This window comes from Xenorhabdus sp. PB61.4 (assembly GCF_963894935.1).
GTDB classification, from domain to species: Bacteria; Pseudomonadota; Gammaproteobacteria; order Enterobacterales; family Enterobacteriaceae; genus Xenorhabdus; species Xenorhabdus stockiae.
Window position 1 is genome coordinate 39,951 of record NZ_CAWQJR010000001.1, and the last position, 22,410, is coordinate 62,360.

At 47.1% G+C, this 22,410-nt stretch carries 18 protein-coding genes; 10 read left to right on the plus strand and 8 right to left on the minus strand.

The genetic code is table 11. The features are described 5' to 3' along the window. Window positions 1–189 precede the first annotated feature (189 nt). From nudF to folA, 9 genes are all read left to right on the plus strand, one after another. Window positions 190–861: an ADP-ribose diphosphatase gene (gene nudF / locus AACX68_RS00205; protein WP_228857712.1), complete on the plus strand. Its 672-nt coding sequence runs from the start codon at window positions 190–192 to the stop codon at window positions 859–861. A 106-nt stretch (window positions 862–967) separates the two neighbouring features. Next, window positions 968–1,807 carry a 3',5'-cyclic-AMP phosphodiesterase gene (cpdA, locus tag AACX68_RS00210; protein ID WP_228857713.1) on the plus strand — a complete coding sequence of 280 codons (840 nt, stop codon included), beginning with the start codon at window positions 968–970 and terminating at the stop codon, window positions 1,805–1,807. Next, window positions 1,807–2,415: an esterase YqiA gene (yqiA, locus tag AACX68_RS00215; RefSeq protein ID WP_099108978.1), complete on the plus strand. Its 609-nt coding sequence runs from the start codon at window positions 1,807–1,809 to the stop codon at window positions 2,413–2,415. Before cpdA ends, yqiA begins: the two co-directional genes overlap by 1 nt. A gap of 131 nt (window positions 2,416–2,546) precedes the next feature. Continuing rightward, window positions 2,547–4,442 (plus strand): DNA topoisomerase IV subunit B, encoded by a 1,896-nt coding sequence (gene parE, locus AACX68_RS00220; RefSeq protein WP_099108977.1) that lies wholly within the window; start codon window positions 2,547–2,549, stop codon window positions 4,440–4,442. Between the two features lie 97 nt (window positions 4,443–4,539). Then, the gene (gene parC, locus AACX68_RS00225) at window positions 4,540–6,792 is read left to right on the plus strand and encodes a DNA topoisomerase IV subunit A (RefSeq protein WP_228857714.1); all 2,253 of its coding nucleotides are present in this window, start codon (window positions 4,540–4,542) and stop codon (window positions 6,790–6,792) included. Window positions 6,793–6,871: 79 nt separating this feature from the next. Then, window positions 6,872–7,603 carry a 1-acylglycerol-3-phosphate O-acyltransferase gene (locus AACX68_RS00230; protein WP_228857715.1) on the plus strand — a complete coding sequence of 244 codons (732 nt, stop codon included), beginning with the start codon at window positions 6,872–6,874 and terminating at the stop codon, window positions 7,601–7,603. Window positions 7,604–7,932: 329 nt separating this feature from the next. Further along, a complete protein-coding gene (gene ftsP, locus AACX68_RS00235) occupies window positions 7,933–9,357 on the plus strand; it encodes a cell division protein FtsP (RefSeq protein WP_228857716.1) in 1,425 nt (474 codons plus the stop codon). A gap of 287 nt (window positions 9,358–9,644) precedes the next feature. After that, on the plus strand, window positions 9,645–10,148 hold the full coding sequence (locus AACX68_RS00240; protein WP_228857717.1) for a DUF7823 domain-containing protein: 504 nt from the start codon (window positions 9,645–9,647) through the stop codon (window positions 10,146–10,148). Between the two features lie 198 nt (window positions 10,149–10,346). Next, window positions 10,347–10,832, plus strand: coding sequence for a type 3 dihydrofolate reductase (folA, locus tag AACX68_RS00245; protein ID WP_228857718.1), 486 nt, complete (start codon window positions 10,347–10,349; stop codon window positions 10,830–10,832). A gap of 56 nt (window positions 10,833–10,888) precedes the next feature. On the opposite strand, the gene apaH is transcribed toward folA, so the two are convergent. The 6 genes from apaH to lptD all read right to left on the minus strand — a co-directional run bounded on the left by apaH (window position 10,889) and on the right by lptD (window position 17,664). Then, window positions 10,889–11,725: a bis(5'-nucleosyl)-tetraphosphatase (symmetrical) ApaH gene (gene apaH, locus AACX68_RS00250; protein ID WP_228857719.1), complete on the minus strand. Its 837-nt coding sequence runs from the start codon at window positions 11,723–11,725 to the stop codon at window positions 10,889–10,891. A gap of 2 nt (window positions 11,726–11,727) precedes the next feature. Then, window positions 11,728–12,105 carry a Co2+/Mg2+ efflux protein ApaG gene (apaG, locus tag AACX68_RS00255; protein WP_228857720.1) on the minus strand — a complete coding sequence of 126 codons (378 nt, stop codon included), beginning with the start codon at window positions 12,103–12,105 and terminating at the stop codon, window positions 11,728–11,730. 34 nt (window positions 12,106–12,139) lie between these two features. Continuing rightward, window positions 12,140–12,970, minus strand: a complete 831-nt coding sequence (gene rsmA / locus AACX68_RS00260; RefSeq protein ID WP_228857721.1) for a 16S rRNA (adenine(1518)-N(6)/adenine(1519)-N(6))-dimethyltransferase RsmA — start codon at window positions 12,968–12,970, stop codon at window positions 12,140–12,142. Continuing rightward, the gene (gene pdxA / locus AACX68_RS00265; RefSeq protein WP_228857722.1) at window positions 12,963–13,961 is read right to left on the minus strand and encodes a 4-hydroxythreonine-4-phosphate dehydrogenase PdxA; all 999 of its coding nucleotides are present in this window, start codon (window positions 13,959–13,961) and stop codon (window positions 12,963–12,965) included. The genes rsmA and pdxA overlap by 8 nt, the downstream gene beginning before the upstream one ends. Further along, entirely contained in the window at window positions 13,942–15,240 is a 1,299-nt protein-coding gene (gene surA, locus AACX68_RS00270) for a peptidylprolyl isomerase SurA (protein ID WP_228857723.1), read from the minus strand. Before surA ends, pdxA begins: the two co-directional genes overlap by 20 nt. 66 nt (window positions 15,241–15,306) lie before the next feature. After that, the gene (lptD, locus tag AACX68_RS00275) at window positions 15,307–17,664 is read right to left on the minus strand and encodes an LPS assembly protein LptD (protein ID WP_228857724.1); all 2,358 of its coding nucleotides are present in this window, start codon (window positions 17,662–17,664) and stop codon (window positions 15,307–15,309) included. Between the two features lie 200 nt (window positions 17,665–17,864). Between lptD and djlA the strand changes: the two genes are divergently transcribed. Continuing rightward, complete coding sequence (djlA, locus tag AACX68_RS00280) at window positions 17,865–18,674, plus strand: co-chaperone DjlA (RefSeq protein ID WP_228857725.1); 810 nt, start codon at window positions 17,865–17,867, stop codon at window positions 18,672–18,674. A 27-nt stretch (window positions 18,675–18,701) separates the two neighbouring features. On the opposite strand, the gene rluA is transcribed toward djlA, so the two are convergent. Next, window positions 18,702–19,355: a bifunctional tRNA pseudouridine(32) synthase/23S rRNA pseudouridine(746) synthase RluA gene (gene rluA, locus AACX68_RS00285; RefSeq protein ID WP_228857726.1), complete on the minus strand. Its 654-nt coding sequence runs from the start codon at window positions 19,353–19,355 to the stop codon at window positions 18,702–18,704. Window positions 19,356–19,482: 127 nt separating this feature from the next. Then, complete coding sequence (rapA, locus tag AACX68_RS00290) at window positions 19,483–22,392, minus strand: RNA polymerase-associated protein RapA (protein WP_228857727.1); 2,910 nt, start codon at window positions 22,390–22,392, stop codon at window positions 19,483–19,485. Window positions 22,393–22,410 lie beyond the last annotated feature (18 nt).

Sequence of the window (22,410 nt, forward strand, 5' to 3'; positions counted from 1 at the left end):
TTAAGTTGCCTCTGCATAAAAACAATATCACAGATTCTAGCAGAGAATACTTGCAGTATAAGGTGGCTGTTTGTGCCATATTGCCTTATTTTCTAGAGTGTTTGTATCTTCAAAATCAATTTATTTAGAACAATGTGAAAAAATACATTTTAATAGTAGAGAATTAAAAGATAACAAACAGGAGCTTTTATGCGCGAAGATCTTACCTCACCGCTTATTTCTACAAAATCGATAGATTCAGAAAAACCATTTACGTTTTCGAAACAAGATGTTGAAGTTATTTCCCGAAAAACACTCTATCACGGTTTTTTCAAAATGACGGAGTATCAATTCAGACACCGCCTGTTTCGTGGAGGATGGAGCGGGAATATTAAGCGTGAAGTATTTGAACGGGGTCATGCCGGTGTTTTGTTGCCTTATGATCCGGTGCGTGATGAAGTTGTCCTGATTGAACAGATCCGCATTCCGGCGATAGAAACCAGCCAGACACCGTGGTTGCTGGAAGTGATTGCCGGCATGATTGAAGAAGGGGAAGATGCTGAGCAGGTTGTCCGCCGTGAAGCGATAGAAGAAGCGGGTATTGAAGTTAAACGTTGCCAGCCGGCACTGAGTTACCTTGCAAGCCCCGGAGGAACAACAGAGCGCATGAGTATTTTTGTAGGAGAAGTCAACTCTTCTACTGCCTCAGGTATCCATGGTCTGGAAGGAGAGAATGAAGATATCCGGGTACTGGTTGTCAGCAGAGAGCAGGCTTATCAATGGGTTGAAGAGGGAATTATTGATAATTCGGCTTCAGTTATTGCAATACAGTGGCTGGCATTGCACCATGCAAAACTGAAAAAAGAGTGGCTGGAAATATAAACGGCAATTTTGTGTTGGGAAACGTGAAGTGTGCCCCAGTCAGCAGATCTTATGTGTAAAGACACGTTAGAATGACCCTCTATGACCGACAGGAAAAGGAAACCATTTGGAAAGCCTGCTTGAAATACCTGTGGCGAAAGGTGCCACAGCAAGAATATTGCAAATCACTGACATGCACCTTTTTGCCAATAAAGGTGGCTCACTGCTGGGTATCAATACCTACCGCAGTTATCATGCTGTGTTGGATGCGATCCTTGAGCAGAATATTGATATTGATTTGGTCGTTGCGACCGGCGATTTAGTTCAGGATCAGACTCCCGGTGCCTATCAGAATTTTGTTGAAGGCATTGCCCGTTTGCCCGCCCCTTGTGTCTGGTTACCCGGTAATCACGATTATCAGCCTGCTATGGTTGATGTACTGGCGGCGGCGGGGATTTCACCTTCCAAGCAAATATTCATAGGCCAGCACTGGCAGCTTATCATGCTGGATAGTCAGGTGCAGGGTGTTCCCCACGGCGAATTGACGGAATACCAGCTGGAATGGATGAGTAAATGTCTGGATGAACACAGTGATCGTCAGGCGATTATCATGCTTCATCATCATCCTGTACCATCAGGCTGTACATGGCTGGATCAGCACAGTCTGCGCAATGCTCCTGCACTGGCAGAATGCCTGAAGGATAAATCGCAGGTGAAAACAATACTGTGCGGGCACATCCACCAAGAGCTGGATGTAATCTGGAATGGTATTCGTGTGATAGCAACACCATCAACCTGTGTGCAATTTAAGCCACATTGTACTAATTTTATGCTTGATACAGTGGCTCCGGGTTGGCGTTACCTTGAATTGCCTGTAACTGGTGGCGGAGAAGCAGAACTGCAAACGCAGCTTTATAGGCTCAAGAGTAATGAATTTTGCCCGGATTTAGATTCGGACGGGTATTAATGTCAACGTTACTTTACCTACATGGTTTTAACAGTTCATCCCAATCAGCAAAAGCAACTGCGCTGAAAACATGGTTGCACCAGCAGCACCCTGAAATAGAGATGCTGGTGCCACAATTGCCTCCTTACCCCGAAGATACGGCAGCTTTACTGGAAGAAATAGTGATGAGCCGCTCAGGGGAACACATCGGTTTGGTGGGTTCCTCATTAGGAGGCTATCTGGCCATCTGGCTTTCACAATGCTTTGGCCTGCCAGCCGTAGTCGTCAATCCTGCGGTTCGTCCATTCGATCTTCTTCAGGATTATCTTGGGGAAAACGTGAATCCTTATACCGAAGAGCGGTATACTCTTGAAGAAAGCCACATTCATGACCTCAAAGTAATGCATATTGACCCGCTGGAATCACCGGATCTTATCTGGTTATTACAGCAAACCGGGGACGAAGTACTGGACTACCGTCAGGCGGTTGCCTACCTGATGCAGTGCAGACAAACCGTCGAATCTGGTGGAAATCATGCATTTATTGGTTTCGAATACTATTTTCCTCAAATCATTGACTTCTTGGGGCTAGCCAGCGGCAATAGTAAAAAAATTGCCAAAAATAGGTAAGCGACTGGTATTATCAACAGTATCTATCCAATGGATTCCGGGCTAACGCCGTTCTGAGGGCGTTCCGGGATACGTAGGGTAATCAATACTGATTGGCCCTTTAATCATGAAGCAACCGACAGAATTACAACATGACTCAATCTAGTTATAACGCAGAGGCCATTGAAGTCCTCAGTGGCCTGGAGCCAGTTCGTCGCCGCCCAGGAATGTATACCGACACCGCCCGCCCGAACCATCTGGCACAGGAAGTGATCGATAATAGTGTGGACGAAGCGCTAGCTGGTCACGCGAAGCATATTCAAGTGATTCTCCACAGCGATCAGTCTCTGGAAGTGATAGATGATGGCCGTGGTATGCCGGTTGATATCCATCCTGAAGAAAAAGTATCAGCAGTTGAATTGATCCTGACCCGCCTGCATGCGGGTGGTAAATTTTCCAATAAAAACTACCAGTTCTCCGGTGGCTTGCACGGGGTTGGTATTTCAGTCGTTAATGCCCTGTCCAAACGGGTCGAAGTAACTGTTCGTCGCGACAGTCAGGTTCATCAGATCGCCTTCGAAAATGGCGATAAAGTACAGGAACTGGCTGTTATAGGCAGTTGCGGAAAACGTAACACCGGAACCAGTGTGCATTTCTGGCCGGATGAAAGCTATTTCGATACCCCCCGTTTTTCGACCTCACGTCTGGCCCATTTGCTGAAAGCAAAAGCGGTTCTGTGCCCCGGCGTTGAAATTATCTTTAAGGATAAACTGGCCGGAACTGAGCAAAAATGGTGTTATGCCGACGGGTTGACTGACTATTTGCTGGAAGCAGTTAATGGGCTGGTGACATTACCTCAGGCCCCGTTTGTCGGTGCTCTCAGTGGCGAGACTGAAGCGGTGGACTGGGCGTTGCTCTGGCTGCCGGAAGGCGGAGAATTACTGGCGGAAAGCTATGTTAACCTGATCCCGACGATACAGGGCGGTACCCACGTCAATGGGTTGCGTCAGGGGTTGCTGGATGCAATGCGTGAATTCTGCGAATTCCGCAACATTTTGCCTCGTGGCGTCAAACTTTCTGCCGACGATATCTGGGATCGCTGTGCTTATGTATTATCCCTCAAAATGCAGGATCCACAATTTGCCGGGCAGACTAAAGAACGTCTGTCATCGCGCCAGTCTGCGGCTTTTGTTTCCGGTGTTGTCAAAGATGCATTCAGCCTGTGGCTGAACCAGCATATTCAGGAAGCAGAGCAATTGGCTGAAATGGCCATTGCCAGCGCTCAGCGCCGTATGCGCGCGGCCAAGAAAGTGGTACGTAAGAAGCTGACCAACGGCCCTGCATTGCCGGGGAAACTGGCTGACTGTACCTCACAGGATCTCAATGTCACTGAACTGTTTCTGGTGGAAGGGGATTCTGCGGGTGGCTCTGCTAAACAGGCCCGTGACCGCGAATTTCAGGCCATTATGCCTCTGCGCGGTAAGATACTGAATACATGGGAAGTCTCTTCAGATGAAGTATTGGCTTCGCAGGAAGTCCATGATATTTCGGTCGCAATCGGTATCGATCCTGACAGTGAAGATCTCAGCCAGCTGCGTTACGGTAAAATCTGTATTCTGGCCGATGCGGATTCTGATGGCCTGCACATTGCAACGCTGCTGTGCGCCTTATTTGTCCGCCATTTCCCGACGCTGGTCAAACGTGGTCACGTTTATATGGCGATGCCACCATTGTATCGTATCGACCTTGGCAAAGAAGTTCACTATGCACTGGATGAAGGTGAAAAGAGTGCGGTACTTGACCGCCTGAGCCGTAAGCGTGGTAAGCCGAATGTTCAGCGCTTCAAAGGGTTGGGTGAAATGAACCCGATGCAGTTGCGTGAAACTACGCTAGATCCCAATACTCGCCGTCTGGTGCAATTGACTATCAATGATGAAAATTATCAGGAAACCCTTTCCGTTATGGATATGCTTCTGGCGAAAAAACGCTCGGAAGACCGCCGTAACTGGCTGCAAGAAAAGGGTGATTCCATTGATATTGAAGTATAGCAATTGAATTGAAATTTAAACCCGGTAGATTTCAAGATGCATCGCGGCCAACTAAAGCGGCAACTTGAGAGATGACGGGTTTTGAGGAAATTAATACATGAGTGAGATAACTCACGACGGTGTGGAACGCCAGCCGCTCCACACATTCACTGAAAACGCCTATCTGAATTATTCCATGTACGTCATCATGGACAGGGCGCTGCCTTTTATCGGTGATGGATTAAAGCCCGTGCAGCGTCGTATCGTCTACGCGATGTCAGAGCTTGGGCTGAGTAGCAGTGCAAAATTCAAAAAATCTGCCCGTACTGTCGGTGATGTACTGGGTAAATATCATCCACATGGTGATGGTGCCTGTTACGAAGCAATGGTGCTGATGGCACAGCCTTTTTCTTACCGTTATCCACTTGTGGACGGTCAGGGAAACTGGGGTGCTCCGGATGATCCGAAATCTTTTGCGGCAATGCGTTATACCGAATCCCGTCTGTCTAAGTATGCAGAGTTGCTGCTGAGTGAACTGGGGCACGGGACAGTAGACTGGGTGCCAAACTTTGATGGTACATTGCAGGAGCCGAAAATGCTGCCTGCGCGTCTGCCTAATATCCTGCTGAACGGCACAACAGGTATTGCTGTTGGTATGGCAACGGATATACCGCCTCATAACTCACGTGAAGTAGCCAATGCGCTGATTTCCATGCTGGATAAACCAGAGTCTTCACTTGATGAAGTTATGGAGCACGTTAAAGGCCCGGATTACCCGACAGATGCGGAAATCATTACTTCGAAAGAAGATATCCGTAAGATCTACAAAAATGGTCGTGGCTCGATACGTATGCGTGCTGTGTGGTCAAAAGAAGAGGGTAACGTTGTAATTACCGCTCTGCCACATCAGGTATCTGGTGCGAAAGTATTAGAACAGATCGCCAGCCAGATGCGTTCGAAGAAGTTGCCGATGGTGGATGATCTGCGGGATGAATCCGATCACGAGAACCCGACGCGTCTGGTGATTGTGCCCCGGACTAACCGTGTGGATGTCGAGCAGGTTATGAACCACCTGTTTGTCACAACCGATCTGGAAAAGAGCTATCGTGTTAACCTCAACATGATTGGTCTTGACAATCGCCCGAGTGTTAAAGGTCTGGTTGAAATTCTCAGTGAATGGCTGGTATTCCGTCGTGAAACGGTACGTAACCGCCTTAACCACCGTCTGGAAAAAGTGCTCAAGCGGCTGCATATTCTGGAAGGTTTGCTGGCAGCCTATCTCAACATTGATGAAGTGATCCATCTCATCCGTAGTGAAGATGAGCCAAAGCCTGTACTGATGCAGCGTTTTGGTTTAACAGAAACACAGGCGGAAGCGATTCTGGAACTGAAACTGCGTCATCTGGCAAAACTGGAAGAAGTCAAAATCCGGGGTGAGCAGGATGAACTGGCAAAAGAGCGGGACAAACTTCAGGCAATCCTTGGCTCTGAGCGCAAGCTGAACACGCTGCTGAAAAAGGAGATTATTGCCGATGCGGAAAACTATGGTGATAAGCGTCGTTCTCCGCTGAAAGAACGCTCAGAAGCGAAGGCAATGAGCGATCATGATATTCTGCCATCAGAGCCGATTACGGTTGTGATGTCTCAAATGGGCTGGGTTCGTAGCGCAAAAGGGCACGAGATTGATCCTACCGGTTTAAATTACAAATCTGGTGACAGCTATCGCGATGCTGTGCGTGGTAAGAGTAATCAGCCGGTAGTCTTTATTGACAGTACCGGGCGCAGTTATTCTATTGATCCTCTGGATTTACCTTCAGCCAGAGGGCAGGGAGAGCCTTTGACCGGCAAACTGGCATTACCGGCCGGAGCATCCGTTGAGCATCTGCTGATGGCGAAAGAAGATCAGAAGCTCCTGATGGCATCTGATGCGGGTTATGGCTTCATCTGTACCTTCAGTGACTTAATTGCCAAGAACCGGGCAGGGAAGGCCCTGATTACGTTGCCACAAAACGCTAAGGTGATGTCACCATTGGAGATCGGCAATGAACAGGATGATATGTTACTGGCGATCACCAAAGCGGGACGCATGTTGATGTTTCCTGTCGCCGATCTCCCGCAACTGTCAAAAGGTAAGGGCAATAAAATAGTTTCTATTACCTCGGCGCAGGCGGCTTCCGGAGAAGATATATTGAGCTGGTTGCTGGTATTGCCGCCAAAATCTTCAATCACGCTTTATTTCGGTAAGCGCAAATTACAGCTTCAGCCAGAGGAATTGCAGAAATTCCGGGCAGAAAGAGGCCGTAAAGGAACAGCCCTGCCGCGTGGCTTACAGCGTGTCGAGCGTGTAGAAATAGAAACAAAATTGAACTGAACATAACTTCATTTTTATATAATTAAATAACCCTGACAGCAGGCCAGTACAACACTGGCCTGCCTTGCAAGAGGAAACTATGCTAACCATTATTCGTGGGATCATTGTTATTCTGTTCACCTTTCTAGTCTGTATATTCGGTGGGATTTACTGTCTATTCAGCCCCCGGGATCCGCGCCATGTGATGACCTTTGGCCGGGCATTTGGCAAGCTGCACACAATATTCGGTATCAAACTGATTGAACGTATTCCTGAAGATGCACCACAAGTTGGCCCAAGCATCTATATCGGTAATCACCAGAACAACTTCGATATGATAACCATGTCAAACGCTGTACAGCCCCGCACGGTGACTGTTGGTAAAAAAAGTCTGGTTTTTATACCTTTCTTTGGTCAGTTGTACTGGCTGACAGGTAATATCCTGATTGACAGACAAAACAGGACAAAAGCACACGGGACGATTTCACAGGTTGTTAAGCAGATCAAAAAGAACAATGTTTCTGTCTGGATGTTCCCGGAGGGTACCCGCAGTCGTGGTCGTGGTTTAATGCCGTTTAAAACAGGTGCCTTCCATGCGGCCATTGCGGCCGGAGTGCCGATTGTACCGGTTTGTGTTTCTTCAACACATGGCAAGATCAAGCTCAATCGCTGGAATAATGGTACGGTTATTGTTGAAATGCTGCCGCCGATTGATACAACAGAATATACAAAAGAGCGGGTTCGTGAATTGGCTGCACATTGTCATCAGGTGATGAAGGCCAAGATTGAAGAGCTGGATAAAGAAGTTGAGGAGCTTAACAAGCGCAGTTAATTGAATTAAAAATAACTTACGCTATTTTTACGAAGTTCTCCTTTCTGATATGGGGATGAATTCTGACTATAAATTTAAGATAGTTTTAGAATTTATCCCCTGTTCGCGATATGATTGCTTTTTGATAAATTAACGTTTTTTATTAAACGCAATCGATAAGATATATCTATACCCAGTGGATTTCAACACGTGTCCAACAAAGGCGCGATTTGAAAAACAAAGGGTAATACCGCCGCGATATAATTTGAAATCAATTAGATATGGATAAGCACTCAATTTGGGCAGCTATTCTTTCTTTTCGTGGAGCTCATTCCTGCCGTGGAGAAAATATGTCACTGAGTCGGCGCCAATTTATTCAGGCATCTGGTTTAGCAGTATGTTTAGGAGCGCTCCCCTTTGCTGTTCAGGCAGATAAAGACCAACAAATAGCATTACCTGTTCCCCCCTTACTGGAATCTCGCGGTGGCCAGCCCCTGTTTTTAGCTCTTCAGAGAGCCAGCTGGTCTTTTGACGGGAAAAATAAGGCGTCAGTGTCGGGTATCAATGGCCTCTATCTGGGGCCGACTATTCGTGTCCGTAAAGGGGATAACGTTAAACTGATATACAGTAATCGCCTGTCAGAGCCGGTTTCAATGACTGTAAGCGGGTTACAGGTACCCGGAACACTGATGGGGGGAGAATCACGCCTGATCCCTGCTCATGGGAACTGGTCTCCGGTCATTCCGATTGATCAGCCAGCAGCAACATGTTGGTATCACGCTAATACACCACACCGAATGGCGGAACAGGTTTATGCAGGATTAGCAGGAATGTGGCTGGTGGAAGACGAAAATACTCATCGCCTGCCTTTACCCAGACATTATGGCGTCGATGATTTTCCGGTTATTTTGCAGGATAAGCGGTTGGATAATTTTGGTACGCCCCGCTATGACAAGGCTTCTGCCAGTCAGGGATTCCTTGGGGATACACTGGTTATTAACGGGGTGGAAAACCCGTTTATCGAAGTTGCCAAAGGGTGGATTAGGCTGCGTCTGTTAAATGCCGCCAATGCCCGCCGTTTCCAGTTACAGCTCAGTGATGGCCGGCCTTTCTATATGATTGCGACTGATCAGGGGTTATTGCCAGCGCCGGTGGCGGTTCAGACGCTTTCACTGGCACCGGGAGAACGCCGTGAAGTGCTGATTGATATGTCGAAAGCAGACAGTGTTGTTATCACAGCAGGAGAATCTGCCGGCATGATTGATCGACTGAAAGGGCTGTTTGAACCATCCAATAAATTGCGCTCAACAAATGTTCTGACGATTAAATCAGGTGGGTTGTTACCTCTGGTCACAGAAGAGCTACCTTCTCAGCTTGTGACTGATACGACTGGCATTGATTCTTCAATTCGCAACCGCCAAATTGTTTTAGGGGATGAAACACAGGGCATCAATGGAGCACTACTGAATCCAAACCGAACCGACATTACCAGCCATCAGGGAGCATGGGAGCGCTGGGTAGTGACAACATCGATTCCACAGCCTTTTCATATCGAAGGGGCCAGATTCAAAGTTATCAAGCACAACGGGGTACAGCCGGAGCCGCAGGATTATGGCTGGAAAGATACCGTCTGGGTGGATGGCAGAACCGAGTTGTTGGTCAATATGATGCAGCCATCCTATGAACACTACCCGTTTATGTATTACAGCCAGATATTAGAATGGGCCGATCGTGGCGTGGCAGGACAATTGGTAGTGACTCCGGCGGGGATGTAAGGAGAAATATATTATTATTCGGGAGTTTTAATTTACTGATAATAAGGTCCCTTGTTGGAAACCTTATTATCATATTTGTCAGTAGCAAACTTTGAGTTTACAACTTAATTAGTTGTAAACTCGATTAATAAAAAGAATTTATAAAAGATCTCTTTATTTAAAATTGTATTAATCGCTAAATTAAGTTTCCATATTGCCATAATACTCTGTAATAAGTAATATTTACTCGCTGTTTACTAGTAGGATGAAATTACCTTGAACTTTAACAAATAATAAGTGAGTAATTTATGTCTGAAATTAATAAGCCAGTGATTGCTTTTCCAAATTATGATTTAGTCCTTGATATTACGATGGCATTTGGAGATTACAGAGAAGTTTACGGGGTACCCGGTGGCTCTAGTGTTGTAGGCTATAGTTCTGTTTGGGGATATAATCATGATCAAATTCACATGACGACAATACTAAATACAGGTAGTTTGTCTGTAATCAAAAGCTATGCCGAAAAAATAATTAACATTACGACTGTTGATTGGGTAGAGCATGTTAATAACTATGCCCCATCTGGATTTAGATTGCGGGGATTCAGCTATGATAATTCTCTGTTTGAAAAAGATCTTGAAATAACAGTTGATGGTGTACTTTATTTTATCGGAAAATGTATATCAGCTGAGTGGTCAAAGGAATTTGGATTTAACTGTTTATTTGAAAATAATTCTGATGCTCAAAAACTAAGTTACGTATTAAAACAAACGGGTGTGACCAAGCGACTCCAATTCTTATGGGATAGTTAAATATATACTTTGAATTTAAGAAAGTGCTTTGTGAAGTGCCCCCAATGATTGGACAACCAATATTGGGGGTCTTTTATGCCAAATTATACATGTGAATTAATTATCTATTCTGAACAAATCACTAATCTTATCGACTGTTACTACCTCTTTCCGTATAGTGTCCGCAATTTTCATACTACTTGCCTGTAAGGTGACTTAATGAATATCAGCTTGATTGCTGCAATGGCGATGGATCGCGTTATTGGTCTGGACAATGCTATGCCGTGGACTATTCCGGGTGATTTAGCCTGGTTTAAGCGTAATACACTCGGAAAGCCGGTTGTGATGGGAAGAGTAACCTATGAATCGATTGGTCGCCCTTTACCGGGACGCCTGAACATTATCATCAGCCGTCAGCCAGGCAGCGATGATCGTGTAACCTGGGTCAGTTCAATCGAAGAAGCTCTGGCTGCGGCCGGTGATGTCGAAGAAATCATGGTGATAGGCGGCGGTAAAATTTATGAACAATTTATTCCTCTGGCCAGTCGCATGTATCTGACTCATATTGACGCCGAAGTGATCGGGGATACCCATTTTCCTGATTATGAACCCGATGAGTGGAGTTCGGTTTTTACTGAATATCACGATGCTGATGAGCGCAATTCACACGGCTACTGTTTTGAAATTCTGGAAAGACGGCAGTAATTATTTTTCTCTGTCAGGTTTGAGAAATGGAGTGTCAGACGACTCTCCATTAAAGATTACGAATTTGAATCATCTGACTGAGTAGCAAATGCAGGCTGACTGAAATACTGTTTATCTTCCCAACGTAAAAGCGTCAGATTGCCACCCCAGCAACAGCCTGTATCCAAAGCATAAATATCAGCAGGCGTTCCTCGTCCTTCCAGTGCTGCCCAGTGACCAAATGCAATGGAATAATCTTCAGGAATTTTTCGCGGGAGTTCAAACCAGGGTTTTAGTGGCGCGGGAGCATTTTCGGGCTTGGATTTGCAAATCATATCCAATTGACCATTCGGAAAACAGTAACGCATTCGTGTCAGTACGTTGGTGCTATAACGCAGTCGTGACAGTCCGCTTAATTTTGGTGACCAGCTATTGGGCATATCACCATACATAGCATTGAGAAACAGGGGATAACTGTCACTGCGCAGGATTGCTTCCACTTCGTGGGCACATATTCTGGCTGTTTCCAGATCCCATTGTGGAGTCAGCCCTGCATGGGCCATGACCAGTTTCAGTTCATCATCAATCTGTAATACCGGTTGTTTTCTCAGCCAATTAATCAGCTCATCGACATCAGGAGCAGTAAGCAACTCATCCAACTGGTCTTTAGATTTATTACGGCTGATTTTGTTATATACAGCCAGCAGATGCAGGTCATGATTACCCAGAACCAGCCTGACGGCGGACCCCAGTTTCTTAACATAACGCAGAACCGCCAGAGAATCAGGGCCGCGGGCGACTAAATCACCTGTCAGCCACAATGTATCTCTGTCGGGATCAAAATCAACCTGTTGTAAGAGCGCAACCAGCTCGCGGTAGCAGCCGTGAATATCGCCGATAAGGTATGTAGACATAATTAATTTATCAGTGTTGGGATAGCCAGTCGGAATACCGGAATAGCAACCCGGAATGGCTTGCCAAGATGATCAATCATCTCATAATGGCCTTCCATTGTTCCCAAAGGTGTTTCCAGAACAGCCCCGCTACTGTAGCGATATTCCGTTCCGGGCGGGATCACTGGCTGCTCTCCCACCACGCCTTCGCCATGAACTTCTGTCTGATGGCCGTTACTGTTGGTTATACGCCAGTAACGGCTGATGAGTTGCACGGGGGAATGCCCAAGATTACGAATTAATATTGTGTAAGAAAACACAAAACGTAGCCGATCCGGTTCTGACTGGCTTTCTACGTAAGCGCTTTGAACTTGAATATGAACTCTTGGTTCGTTGAGCATAAATGCCTCCTTTTACTGCAACGTATGTCCGTTATCAGACAGTTTCAGATTGAGACGATAACCAGTTTGCCATTTTACAGTATTGCTCGACTGAAATATTTTCAGCACGTGTGCCCGGATCAACACCCAAATCAGAGAGTTGTTCAGGAGAAAACAGGTCACTCAGGCTATTACGGATAGTTTTGCGACGTTGATTAAATGCCTGCGTCGTGATCCTTGCCAGCATGCGGATATCCTGCACAGGATGAGGTACCGACTTATAAGGCATAGCCTTATGAGGGATTAATCGCACGATAGCAGAATCGACTTTCGGCGCCGGGGTAAACGCGGTCGGCGGTACTTCCAGTACTGGCATAACATGACAGTAATATTGTGCCATTACACTCAAACGCCCATAGGCTTTACTGCCCGGCCCGGCAACAAGACGATTTACGACTTCTTTCTGCAACATAAAGTTCATATCAGCGACAGCATCGGTGAAGCTGAACAGATGAAACATTAATGGTGTAGAGATGTTATACGGCAGATTACCGAATACACGCAGAGGTTGCCCCAGTTCGTTGGCGATCTCACCAAAATCAACGGTCATGGCATCCTGCTGAATAATAGTCAGCTTATCTTTCAATTTCGGGTGGACTTGCAAACGAGCAGCCAGATCACGGTCAAGTTCGACGACCGTCATTTTATCCAGACGCGCTGCAACGGGTTCGGTCAGTGCAGCCAGACCCGGCCCGATTTCCACCATAGCCTGCCCAGGCAGTGGGTTCATAGCATCAACAATGCTATCAATGACATACTGGTCGGTTAAGAAATTTTGCCCGAAGCGTTTACGGGCATGGTGCCCTTGGTGGACTTTATTATTCATTACTGTTTTGTATCATTTTAATTGCGAGATTCAATGCGGTGATAAAACTTCCCACATCAGCTTGACCTGTCCCTGCCAGCTCCAGTGCGGTGCCATGATCGACAGAGGTTCGGATGAATGGCAGCCCCAGAGTGATATTCACCGCTCTGCCAAAACCCTGGTATTTTAGCACGGGCAGCCCTTGATCGTGATACATAGAAAGCACCGCATCAGCATGATCCAGATATTTTGGCTGAAACAGAGTATCAGCTGCTAATGGCCCTTCCAGCCAGATACCTTCGGCTCTGAGGCTTTCCAGTGCCGGAATAATCACATCTATCTCTTCACGCCCCATATGGCCGTTCTCACCTGCATGAGGGTTAAGACCACAGACATAGATATGAGGGCGCGGGATGCCAAATTTGGTTTTCAGGTCATGATTAAGAATAGTGACCACTTCCCGCAGAGAATCAAAAGTTATCGCTTTGGGAACATCCAGAATCGGTAAATGGGTTGTTGCCAGAGCGACCCGTAATTCTTCTGTTGCCAGCATCATAACAACACGTGAACACTGGCTATGGTCAGCAAAAAACTCAGTATGCCCGGTGAAGGCAATCCCGGCATCATTGATAACCCCTTTATGCACAGGGCCTGTCACCAGTGCCGAAAACTCACCTCTTAAACAACCATCGCAGGCTTTAGCCAGAGTTTCTGTTACATAAGTACCATTCTCCCGGTTTAATTCACCCGCGACAGCCGGAGTATGGAGAGAGACGGGGAGAATGCTCAGTGTTCCGGCGGCCTGTGAGCCAGATAAATGTTCCGGGGAGTAAGGCTGCAATTGCAGGGGCAGGTTCAGTTGCCGTGCACGGGAGAGCATGAGTTCAGGATCGGCACAGACAACTAATTGGACGGGCCACTCAGATTGGGCGAGGGCAATGACTAAATCCGGGCCAACCCCGGCTGGTTCGCCGGGGGTGATAATGATGGGTTTATTTTGCATTGTTGCCATCTAAAATTTTCACATAAGCAGAGGCGCGTAATTCTTGCATCCAGGTTTGCGCTTCTTCATTAAATTTACGGGTAAACAGCAGCTTGTAGGCACGATCTTTCTGTGCTGCATCGGTTTTGTCGACTTTGCGGGTATCAAGCAACTGAATCAGATGCCATCCGAAAGCGGAGTGAATAGGCTGGCTGATTTCGCCTTTTTTCAGTTTAACCAGAGCATCACGGAAAGCAGGATCATAAGCACTTGGCACATTCCAGCCCAGTTCACCGCCACGCATGGCAGAGCCCGGATCTTCAGAATACTCTTTTGCTGCTTGCTCGAATGTCGTTTTACCACTTAAAATTTCTTCCCGGAGCTGTCTTAATTTGTCGCGGGCCTGCTCATCAGTCATCACTGGTGATGATTTCAGCAGAATATGGCGGGCATTGACTTCGGTGACTGCAACAGGCGCATTCCCGCCACGGATATCATTCACTTTCAGGATATGGAAGCCGACACCGGAACGAATTGGGCCGATAACCTGCCCTTTCTGAGCCGACTGGAGCTGTTCAGCAAATAATGATGGCAGTTCCTGTAACCGGTTCCAGCCCATGTTGCCGCCTTTTAAGGCTTGTGTATCGCTGGAATAAGCAATTGCCAGTTTCCCAAAATCCCCGCCTTTTTTAAGGTCAGACAAGATCTTGTTTACGGTAACTTCTGCTTTCTCGACCTGAGCGTGGGTTGGGTTCTCAGGCAGAGGGATCAAAATCTGACTAACATTCAATTCAGTATTCTGATCATTATGGCTACTGAGTTGATTAACTAAAGAATCAACTTCTTGTGGCAGAATAGAAATACGACGACGGACTTCGTTGTTACGCACTTCAGCAATCAGCATTTCTTTGCGGATTTGATTACGATAGGTATCGAAACTCATACCCTCAGCAGCCAGACTTTGCTTCATCTGAGCAAGGCTCATATGGTTCTGTGCTGCAATGTTTTCAATGGTTGAGTCCACATCCGCATCAGGAATAGTAAGCTGCATCTGCTTTGCCATTTGCAGGACGATGTCATCCATAATCAGACGCTCAAGAATTTGGTGGCGCAATGTTTTTTCATCCGGAATCTGCTGACCAGACAGTCTTGCGTTATTCTTAACGGACTCTAAGAGGTTGTTGACGTCACTTTCCAGCACAACATCATTATTAACAATGGCAGCGACCTTATTGATTTCCTGTGGTGCTGCTATGGCAGTGTTCATTGCAAACATCAACCCGAGAATGAGCGTTCTCCAGTTCTTCATATGTTTCCCATCATATCAATCCCGCCTTACAGCGGGGTTATTGTGTTTACATTTTGTTTATTGGTATCAGAAGGCACGCTGATAAGGCAAAATACTTTGCTGAAGCATCTTCTGGCTACCCAAACTATGATTGTTACTTAAGCCACGGAGTTCAATATTGAGTGACCATTTATTATCATATTCACTCTGGTTGTCCTTCCAGCTGACTATCTTACGCTCGTAACCGACATTCACAGCCCAACAGCAGGTACTATACTGCATACCGAGCATTTTACTGGCGGGTTGTTTCTCTTTGGTATCGTAGTAATATGCGCCGACGACCGCCCAGCGATCAGTCAACGGCCAGCTTCCTATCACACCTACCTGAGAAATACCCTGCTGGTATGCGGGAGGGTTTTTCAGGGTAGCCCGAATATAGTCACGATTCACAAAGCGATAATTCAGCTGTATCAGGCGGTCAGCATCACGGCGGTATTCCACGACTGAATTCCCCATTGAAACCTGGCTCAGACGGGTATCATACTGCACCCCGCCTTTGAAGCCCCAGGATGAGTTGATGTTCCATTCAACATCACTGGCCCAGGTTGTAGAACCCGTTCTTCTGTTATTACTGGCATCAATAGGACTCTGTGTCTGCCCGTCAGAATTCACATCCTTAACGCGTGGTGCCTCAAAGTAATAAATTTGACCTATAGAGAAACTAAAACGTTCAACTAAATCTTCATCATAGATACGGGTGGTGATACCACTCGTGAACTGGTTGGCTGATGAAATGCGATCCAGACCACTGTAGAACCGATCACGGAACAAGCCAGTATAATTGGCATGCAGCAGGGAGGAATCGTAGTCGTAAATATTATTCTGATTCCTATAAGGAACATAAAGGTACTGAACCCGAGGTTCCAGTGTCTGCGTAAAACCGGGCTTAAAGTACATAGCACGTTCAAATACCATTTGTGCATCTGATTTAAACTGTGGCAGAACGCGATTAACTGATTTCTCCAAATCAGAGTTTTTTTGCGCCGCAGGAATATCTTGTTGGTAGTGGGTTGCCATCAACTTAACTTCATTGTTGAGACTTGCCCAGCCATTGGAGAGCGGCAGGTTGATGGAAGGCTCTACATGCCAGCGGGTTGCATTCGGCTGCACCTTACCAACGCTGGTAAATTTGGCAAATTGCGCATAGGTGCGGAAATCAAATGGCCCCAGATCATTTTTATAGTAATTCAGATCTAGCTGAGGGGTAGCACGGTATGCTTTCGTGTCGCCGTTGACTTTAGCAGTAAAGATCTGGAATTGCTTGGTGGTTAACGTTGCATTCCAGTTCTGCTGGGCATAGCCGATACTGAATTTTTGCGTGGCATAACCATCAGTGCTGGTGCCGTACTGAGAGCTGAAATCAGTAAAATAGTCGGGATCACTGACTTTGGTATAATCAGCACTGAAGCGCCAGACCTGATTCATCACTCCACCGTGGTTCAGGTAGAATAACCAGCGGCTGTTGCTATCCCGTTCAGGTCTGAGATTAAAATCTTTATCTTCTGCATACAGGCGGTCTTTCTTAATCCAGTCCAGTGCTACGGTGCCTGAGCCAGCTTTCGTTAAGTAACGGAACTCGTTATCGAGCTTCAGACCGCGTTTGCTGATCAAATGTGGTGTGATGGTCGCATCGTAATTTGCAGCAATATTCCAGTAATAAGGCAGGATGAACTGGATCCCATCTTTATTGGAAAAACTGGCATTGGGGATCAAAAAACCAGAGCGGCGTCTATCGCCAATCGGTAGCTGCAGGTAGGGAGTATAAAATACGGGAACATTTGCGACCCTGAAACGGGCGTTCCAAATCTCAGCCACTTCTTCCTGACGATCCAGAATGACTTCTGAACCGATAACGCTCCAGCTATCGTTACCCGGCAGACAGGAAGTAAACACGCCATTATCTAAAATGGTATAGCGGTTCTCACCGCGCAGCATCATTTTATCTGCGCTACCGCGTCCCTGACGACCTACCATCTGGTACTTCCCTTGTTCCACATCGGTATCTTTTGTGGTTAAGTTAGCCCAGGCGCGTGGCCCTTTCAGAATTATCTGGGGATCATCATATCTGACATTCCCGGCAGCATGGAGAGTCCGCACCGGGTCTTTAGCTTCAGTCTGCTCGAATCTGACTCTGTCGGCAGTCAGTGTTTTATTTCCTTGTTGGATATCGACATTACCGACAAACTCTACAGAAGTTGGGTATTCACCATGGGTATCATCAGACTGAATTTTAATCGGCAGTGTGTTGGGATCCCCGGTAATAATGGGTTTGTCGTAGACAGGGACACCCAGCATACATTGTGCTGCAAGGTCAGCGTGTGCCTGCTGACTGTAAAGTGCTGCCCATACCATCGTGGCCAGCAAAGTGGGATAACATTTATTCATAGATGCTTATGCGGTTCCATCATGAGTGGCATCATGCCGACAAACGCTGAGAGACTAACGCACTTGATAGATATGCGCCAGAGTAAAGTTAAATTTCACTAATCATGCTGTTAGGCACAGAGCTTAATGGATAGTATGATAATGATGAATAGTATGATAATGCAAAATTTCACTCAGGGCATTGAGGAATTAGAGAGTATATGCAGTATTGGGGAAAATTATTAGGGTTAATATTTGGTATTGCATCTGGTGCCGGGTTCTGGGGCATTGTTGTGGGTGTTCTGCTGGGCCATATCCTTGATAAGGTGAGGATACGGAATCAGGGAACCCCTGCTAAAAATCCATCGCGGCAGGCACTGTTTTTCCGCAGTACCTTTCAGGTATTGGGCCATTTGACCAAGTCAAAAGGACGGGTTACTGAAACGGATATCCAACTGGCCAGCCAGCTTATGGACCGAATGCGCCTGCATGGTGACGCCCGCCTTGCTGCACAGCAGGCATTTCGCGAGGGTAAACGCCCTGAGTTTCCATTACGTGAGACATTAAAACAGCTTCGTCGGGCCTGTTTCGGCCGTTTTGATCTGATCAGAATGTTTCTCGAAATCCAGCTTCAGGCTGCATTTGCTGATGGTGAACTTCATCCCAATGAAAGAAAAGTGCTGTTTGTGATTGCTGAAGAACTGGGAATTTCCCGTATGCAATTCGAACAGTTTCTGGCGATGATGGAAGGCGGTCGTCATTTTGGCGGGCAATATCAGCAGAATGGTCATTATCAGGGAGCCGCCCAGCAGCGTGCGACGCTGGAAGATGCCTGTAAGGTGCTGGGGGTCAGCCAGAGTGATGATGCCACAACCATTAAGCGGGCTTATCGGAAGCTGATGAGTGAGCATCATCCCGATAAGCTGGTGGCAAAAGGTTTACCACCAGAAATGATGGAGCTTGCCAAACAAAAGGCACAGTCCATTCAGGCCGCTTATGATCTGATCAAGAAAGAGAAAGGCTTTAAATAGCCGTTGTCAGAAAGAAGTTAACGGCAATTAAAAGTCGGCGATACATTCAAAATGCATCGGAGAACCATAAGCCGGATGAGTGATAGACAGCTCCTGTGCGTGTAATTGCAGGCGAGGAGCTAACTCTTTTGCCTGTTGATGGGCATAGAACCGGTCACCCAGAATGGGATAGCCAAGTGCCAGCATATGGACACGAAGCTGATGAGAACGTCCGGTGATAGGCGCCAGCCTGACGCGGGTTGCCTGTGCTTCATATTCAAGTACCTGATATTCGGTCTGTGCCGATTTTCCCGTTTCAAAGCAGACTTTTTGTTTCGGGCGATTCGGCCAGTCGCAGATTAGCGGTAAATCTATCAGCCCTTCTTCCGGTTCTAATTTCCCCCAGACACGTGCGATATAGACTTTTTTCGGTTCACGCTCACGAAATTGTCGTTTGAGTTCACGTTCAGCCGCTTTGGTCAGTGCAACCACCATGATGCCACTGGTCGCCATATCCAGCCGATGAACAGATTCGGCAGAGGGAAATTCGGCCTGTACCCGGGTCATGATACTGTCTTTATGTTCCTCAGCTTTTCCCGGAACAGAAAGCAATCCGCTGGGTTTATTGACAACCATAATGTGCTCATCCTGATAAAGCACATGTAACCAGGGGTCAGTCGGGGGATTATAAAACTCCAGCATAGTCGCTCCAATGGGTTTGGAAAATTGGGTTGGAAAAAATAACGGGGCGCATTCTAACAGCATATCGATGGGATAAAACAGAGGGGCACCTCGTTATGGATGCCCCTTATGACAGAATAACTATTCTTTATTGATGAGAGACAACGACCAGACGAATTGCATCCAGACGCCAGCTTGCCTGATCCAGATTCAGCAACAGATGCTTATGCTCGGATTCAATGGCTTCCAGCTCATCATCACGGATATTCGGGTTGACCGCTTTCAGGGCTTCCAGACGTGACAACTCAGCGGACAGGACTTCATCAGCTTCTTTTTTCGCTTTCTCAATTAACTCACGCGCCTGTTGTTCAACCAGAGGTTCAGATTGCTGCAAAACAGCATGAACTTCTTTTTGAACCGCGTTAACCAGCTTGCTGGCATTATGGCGGTTGATGGCATTCAACTGACGGTTAAAGCTTTCAAACTCCACCTGAGGTGCCAGATTAGTACCTTTCAGATCCATCAACAAGCGCAACGGTGTCGGAGGCAGGAAGCGGGTTAATTGCAGGTGTTTCGGTGCCTGAGCCTCAACAACATAAACTAACTCAACTAACAGCGTGCCAACCGGCAGTGCTTTGTTTTTCAGAATAGAAACCGCACAGCTTCCGGTATCGCCTGACAGGACAAGATCCAGACCATTACGGATAATAGGATGCTCCCAGCTCAGGAACTGAGTATCCTCGCGGGATAAGGCTTTTTCACGATCGAATGTAACAGAACAGCCATCCTGTGGCAGACCCGGGAAGTCAGGCACCAGCATGTGTTCAGACGGGTTGAGAATGATAATGTTATCGTTGCGATCTTCCTGATTGATACCAATGATATCGAACAGGTTCAGGGCAAAATTCACCAAATCAGTATTATTATCCTGTCCGGCAATGGTTTCAGCCAGAATCTGCCCTTGCTCGCCACCATTAGAATTCATCTCCAGCAAACGGTCACGGCCTTGCTCCAGCTGTTGTTTGAGCTGTTCGTGATGTGTGCGGCACTCGGAGATAAACTCGTTGAAGCCCGTTTGTTCGTTAGGCTTGGCGAGGAAATTCAGCAGAGTTTCATAGTATTTATCATAAATCGGGCGACCTGTCGGGCAGGTATGTTCGAATGCATCCAGACCTTCGTGATACCAGCGCAGCAGGACAGATTGTGCGGTACTTTCCAGATAAGGCACGCTGATCGTGATGTTGCGGTTCTGGCCAATACGATCCAGACGACCGATACGCTGTTCCAGCAAATCAGGATTGAAAGGCAGATCGAACATCACGAGCTGATTGGCGAACTGGAAGTTGCGCCCTTCGGAACCAATTTCAGAACACAGAAGCACCTGCGCGCCTTCTTCTTCGGAAGCGAAGTAAGCCGCTGCACGGTCACGCTCCAGCAGGGACAGCCCTTCATGGAATACCGCACTGCGGATCCCTTCGCGTTCACGCAGAACCTGTTCCAGTTGCAGGGCAGTCTCCGCTTTGGCACAGATCACCAGTACTTTTTCATCGCGGTTTGCCAGCAGGAAGCCAAGCAGCCATTCAACACGGGGGTCAAAGTTCCACCATGTTGCATTTTCGCCTTCAAACTCCTGATAAATCCGCTCAGGGTAGAGCATATCTTTTGCACGCGCTTCCACCGTTTTTTTCGCGCCCATAATTTCAGACACTTTAATAGCGGTCTGATACTGGGATGGCAGTGGCAGCTTAATTTCATGCAGTTCGCGGTGAGGGAAACCTTTTACACCACCACGGGTATTACGGAACAGCAATCGGCTGGTGCCGTGGCGATCCATCAGCATCGCAACTAATTCACGGCGGGCGTTTTCACTCTCTTCTTCCTGATTGCTATTCGCCGCTTTCAGCAGAGGTTCAATATCCTGTTCGCTGATCAGCTCAACAATCAGGTTTTGCTGGTCATTGCTCAGCGTTTCACCAGACAGCAGTAACGTTACTGCATCAGCAACCGGGCGGTATTTCTGCTGTTCGTCAATGAAAGCCTGATAATCGTGGAAACGATTTGGATCAAGGAGACGCAGACGGGCAAAGTGGCTTTCCTGCCCTAGCTGTTCTGGTGTCGCTGTCAGCAGCAGAACAGACGGAATTTGTTCTGCCAGTTGCTCGATAACCTGATATTCACGGCTTGGCGCTTTTTCACTCCATTCCAGATGGTGCGCTTCATCCACGACCATCAAATCCCAGCCCGCTTCCAGCAAATGCTCAAAACGCTGTTTATTACGGCGAACAAAATCCAGCGAACAGATAACTAACTGCTCTGTTTCAAATGGATTATCGCTGTCATGCTGGGCTTCGGAATAACGGCCATCATCAAACAGAGAAAAGCGCAGGTTAAAGCGGCGCAGCATTTCCACCAGCCACTGATGCTGGAGACTGTCTGGCACAATAACCAGTACACGTTCGGCACGACCCGCCATCAGTTGTTGATGGATAATCATACCGGCTTCAATGGTCTTACCCAGACCAACTTCATCCGCCAGTAACACGCGCGGAGCATGGCGCTTACCGACTTCATTAGCGATATGTAACTGATGAGGGATCAAACTGGCACGAATGCCGCGCAGACCACTTTCTGCCAGACGAAATTGTTCACTTTGATGCTTACGAGCACGGAAACGCAAGGCAAAGCGATCCATGCGATCAATCTGGCCGGCAAACAAGCGATCCTGTGGCTTATTGAATGTCAGCTTACTATCCAGAAATACTTCCCGCAGGATGACATTTTCTTCTTCAGTATCTAAACGAGTACCGATGTAGTTCAGCAGGCCATTCTCTTGTTGAACTTCATCGACCTTGAGTTTCCAGCCTTCGTGACTGGTCACGGTATCGCCCGCATTGAACATAACTCGGGTGATCGGGGAATCATTGCGTGAGTAGAGGCGGTTTTCTCCGCTGGCTGGAAAAAGCAATGTCACCATGCGCGTGTCAAGCGCCACGACTGTACCTAATCCAAGTTCGCTTTCTGTATCGCTTATCCAGCGTTGACCAAGAGTAAATGGCATAAATTTTGGCTCAGTTTT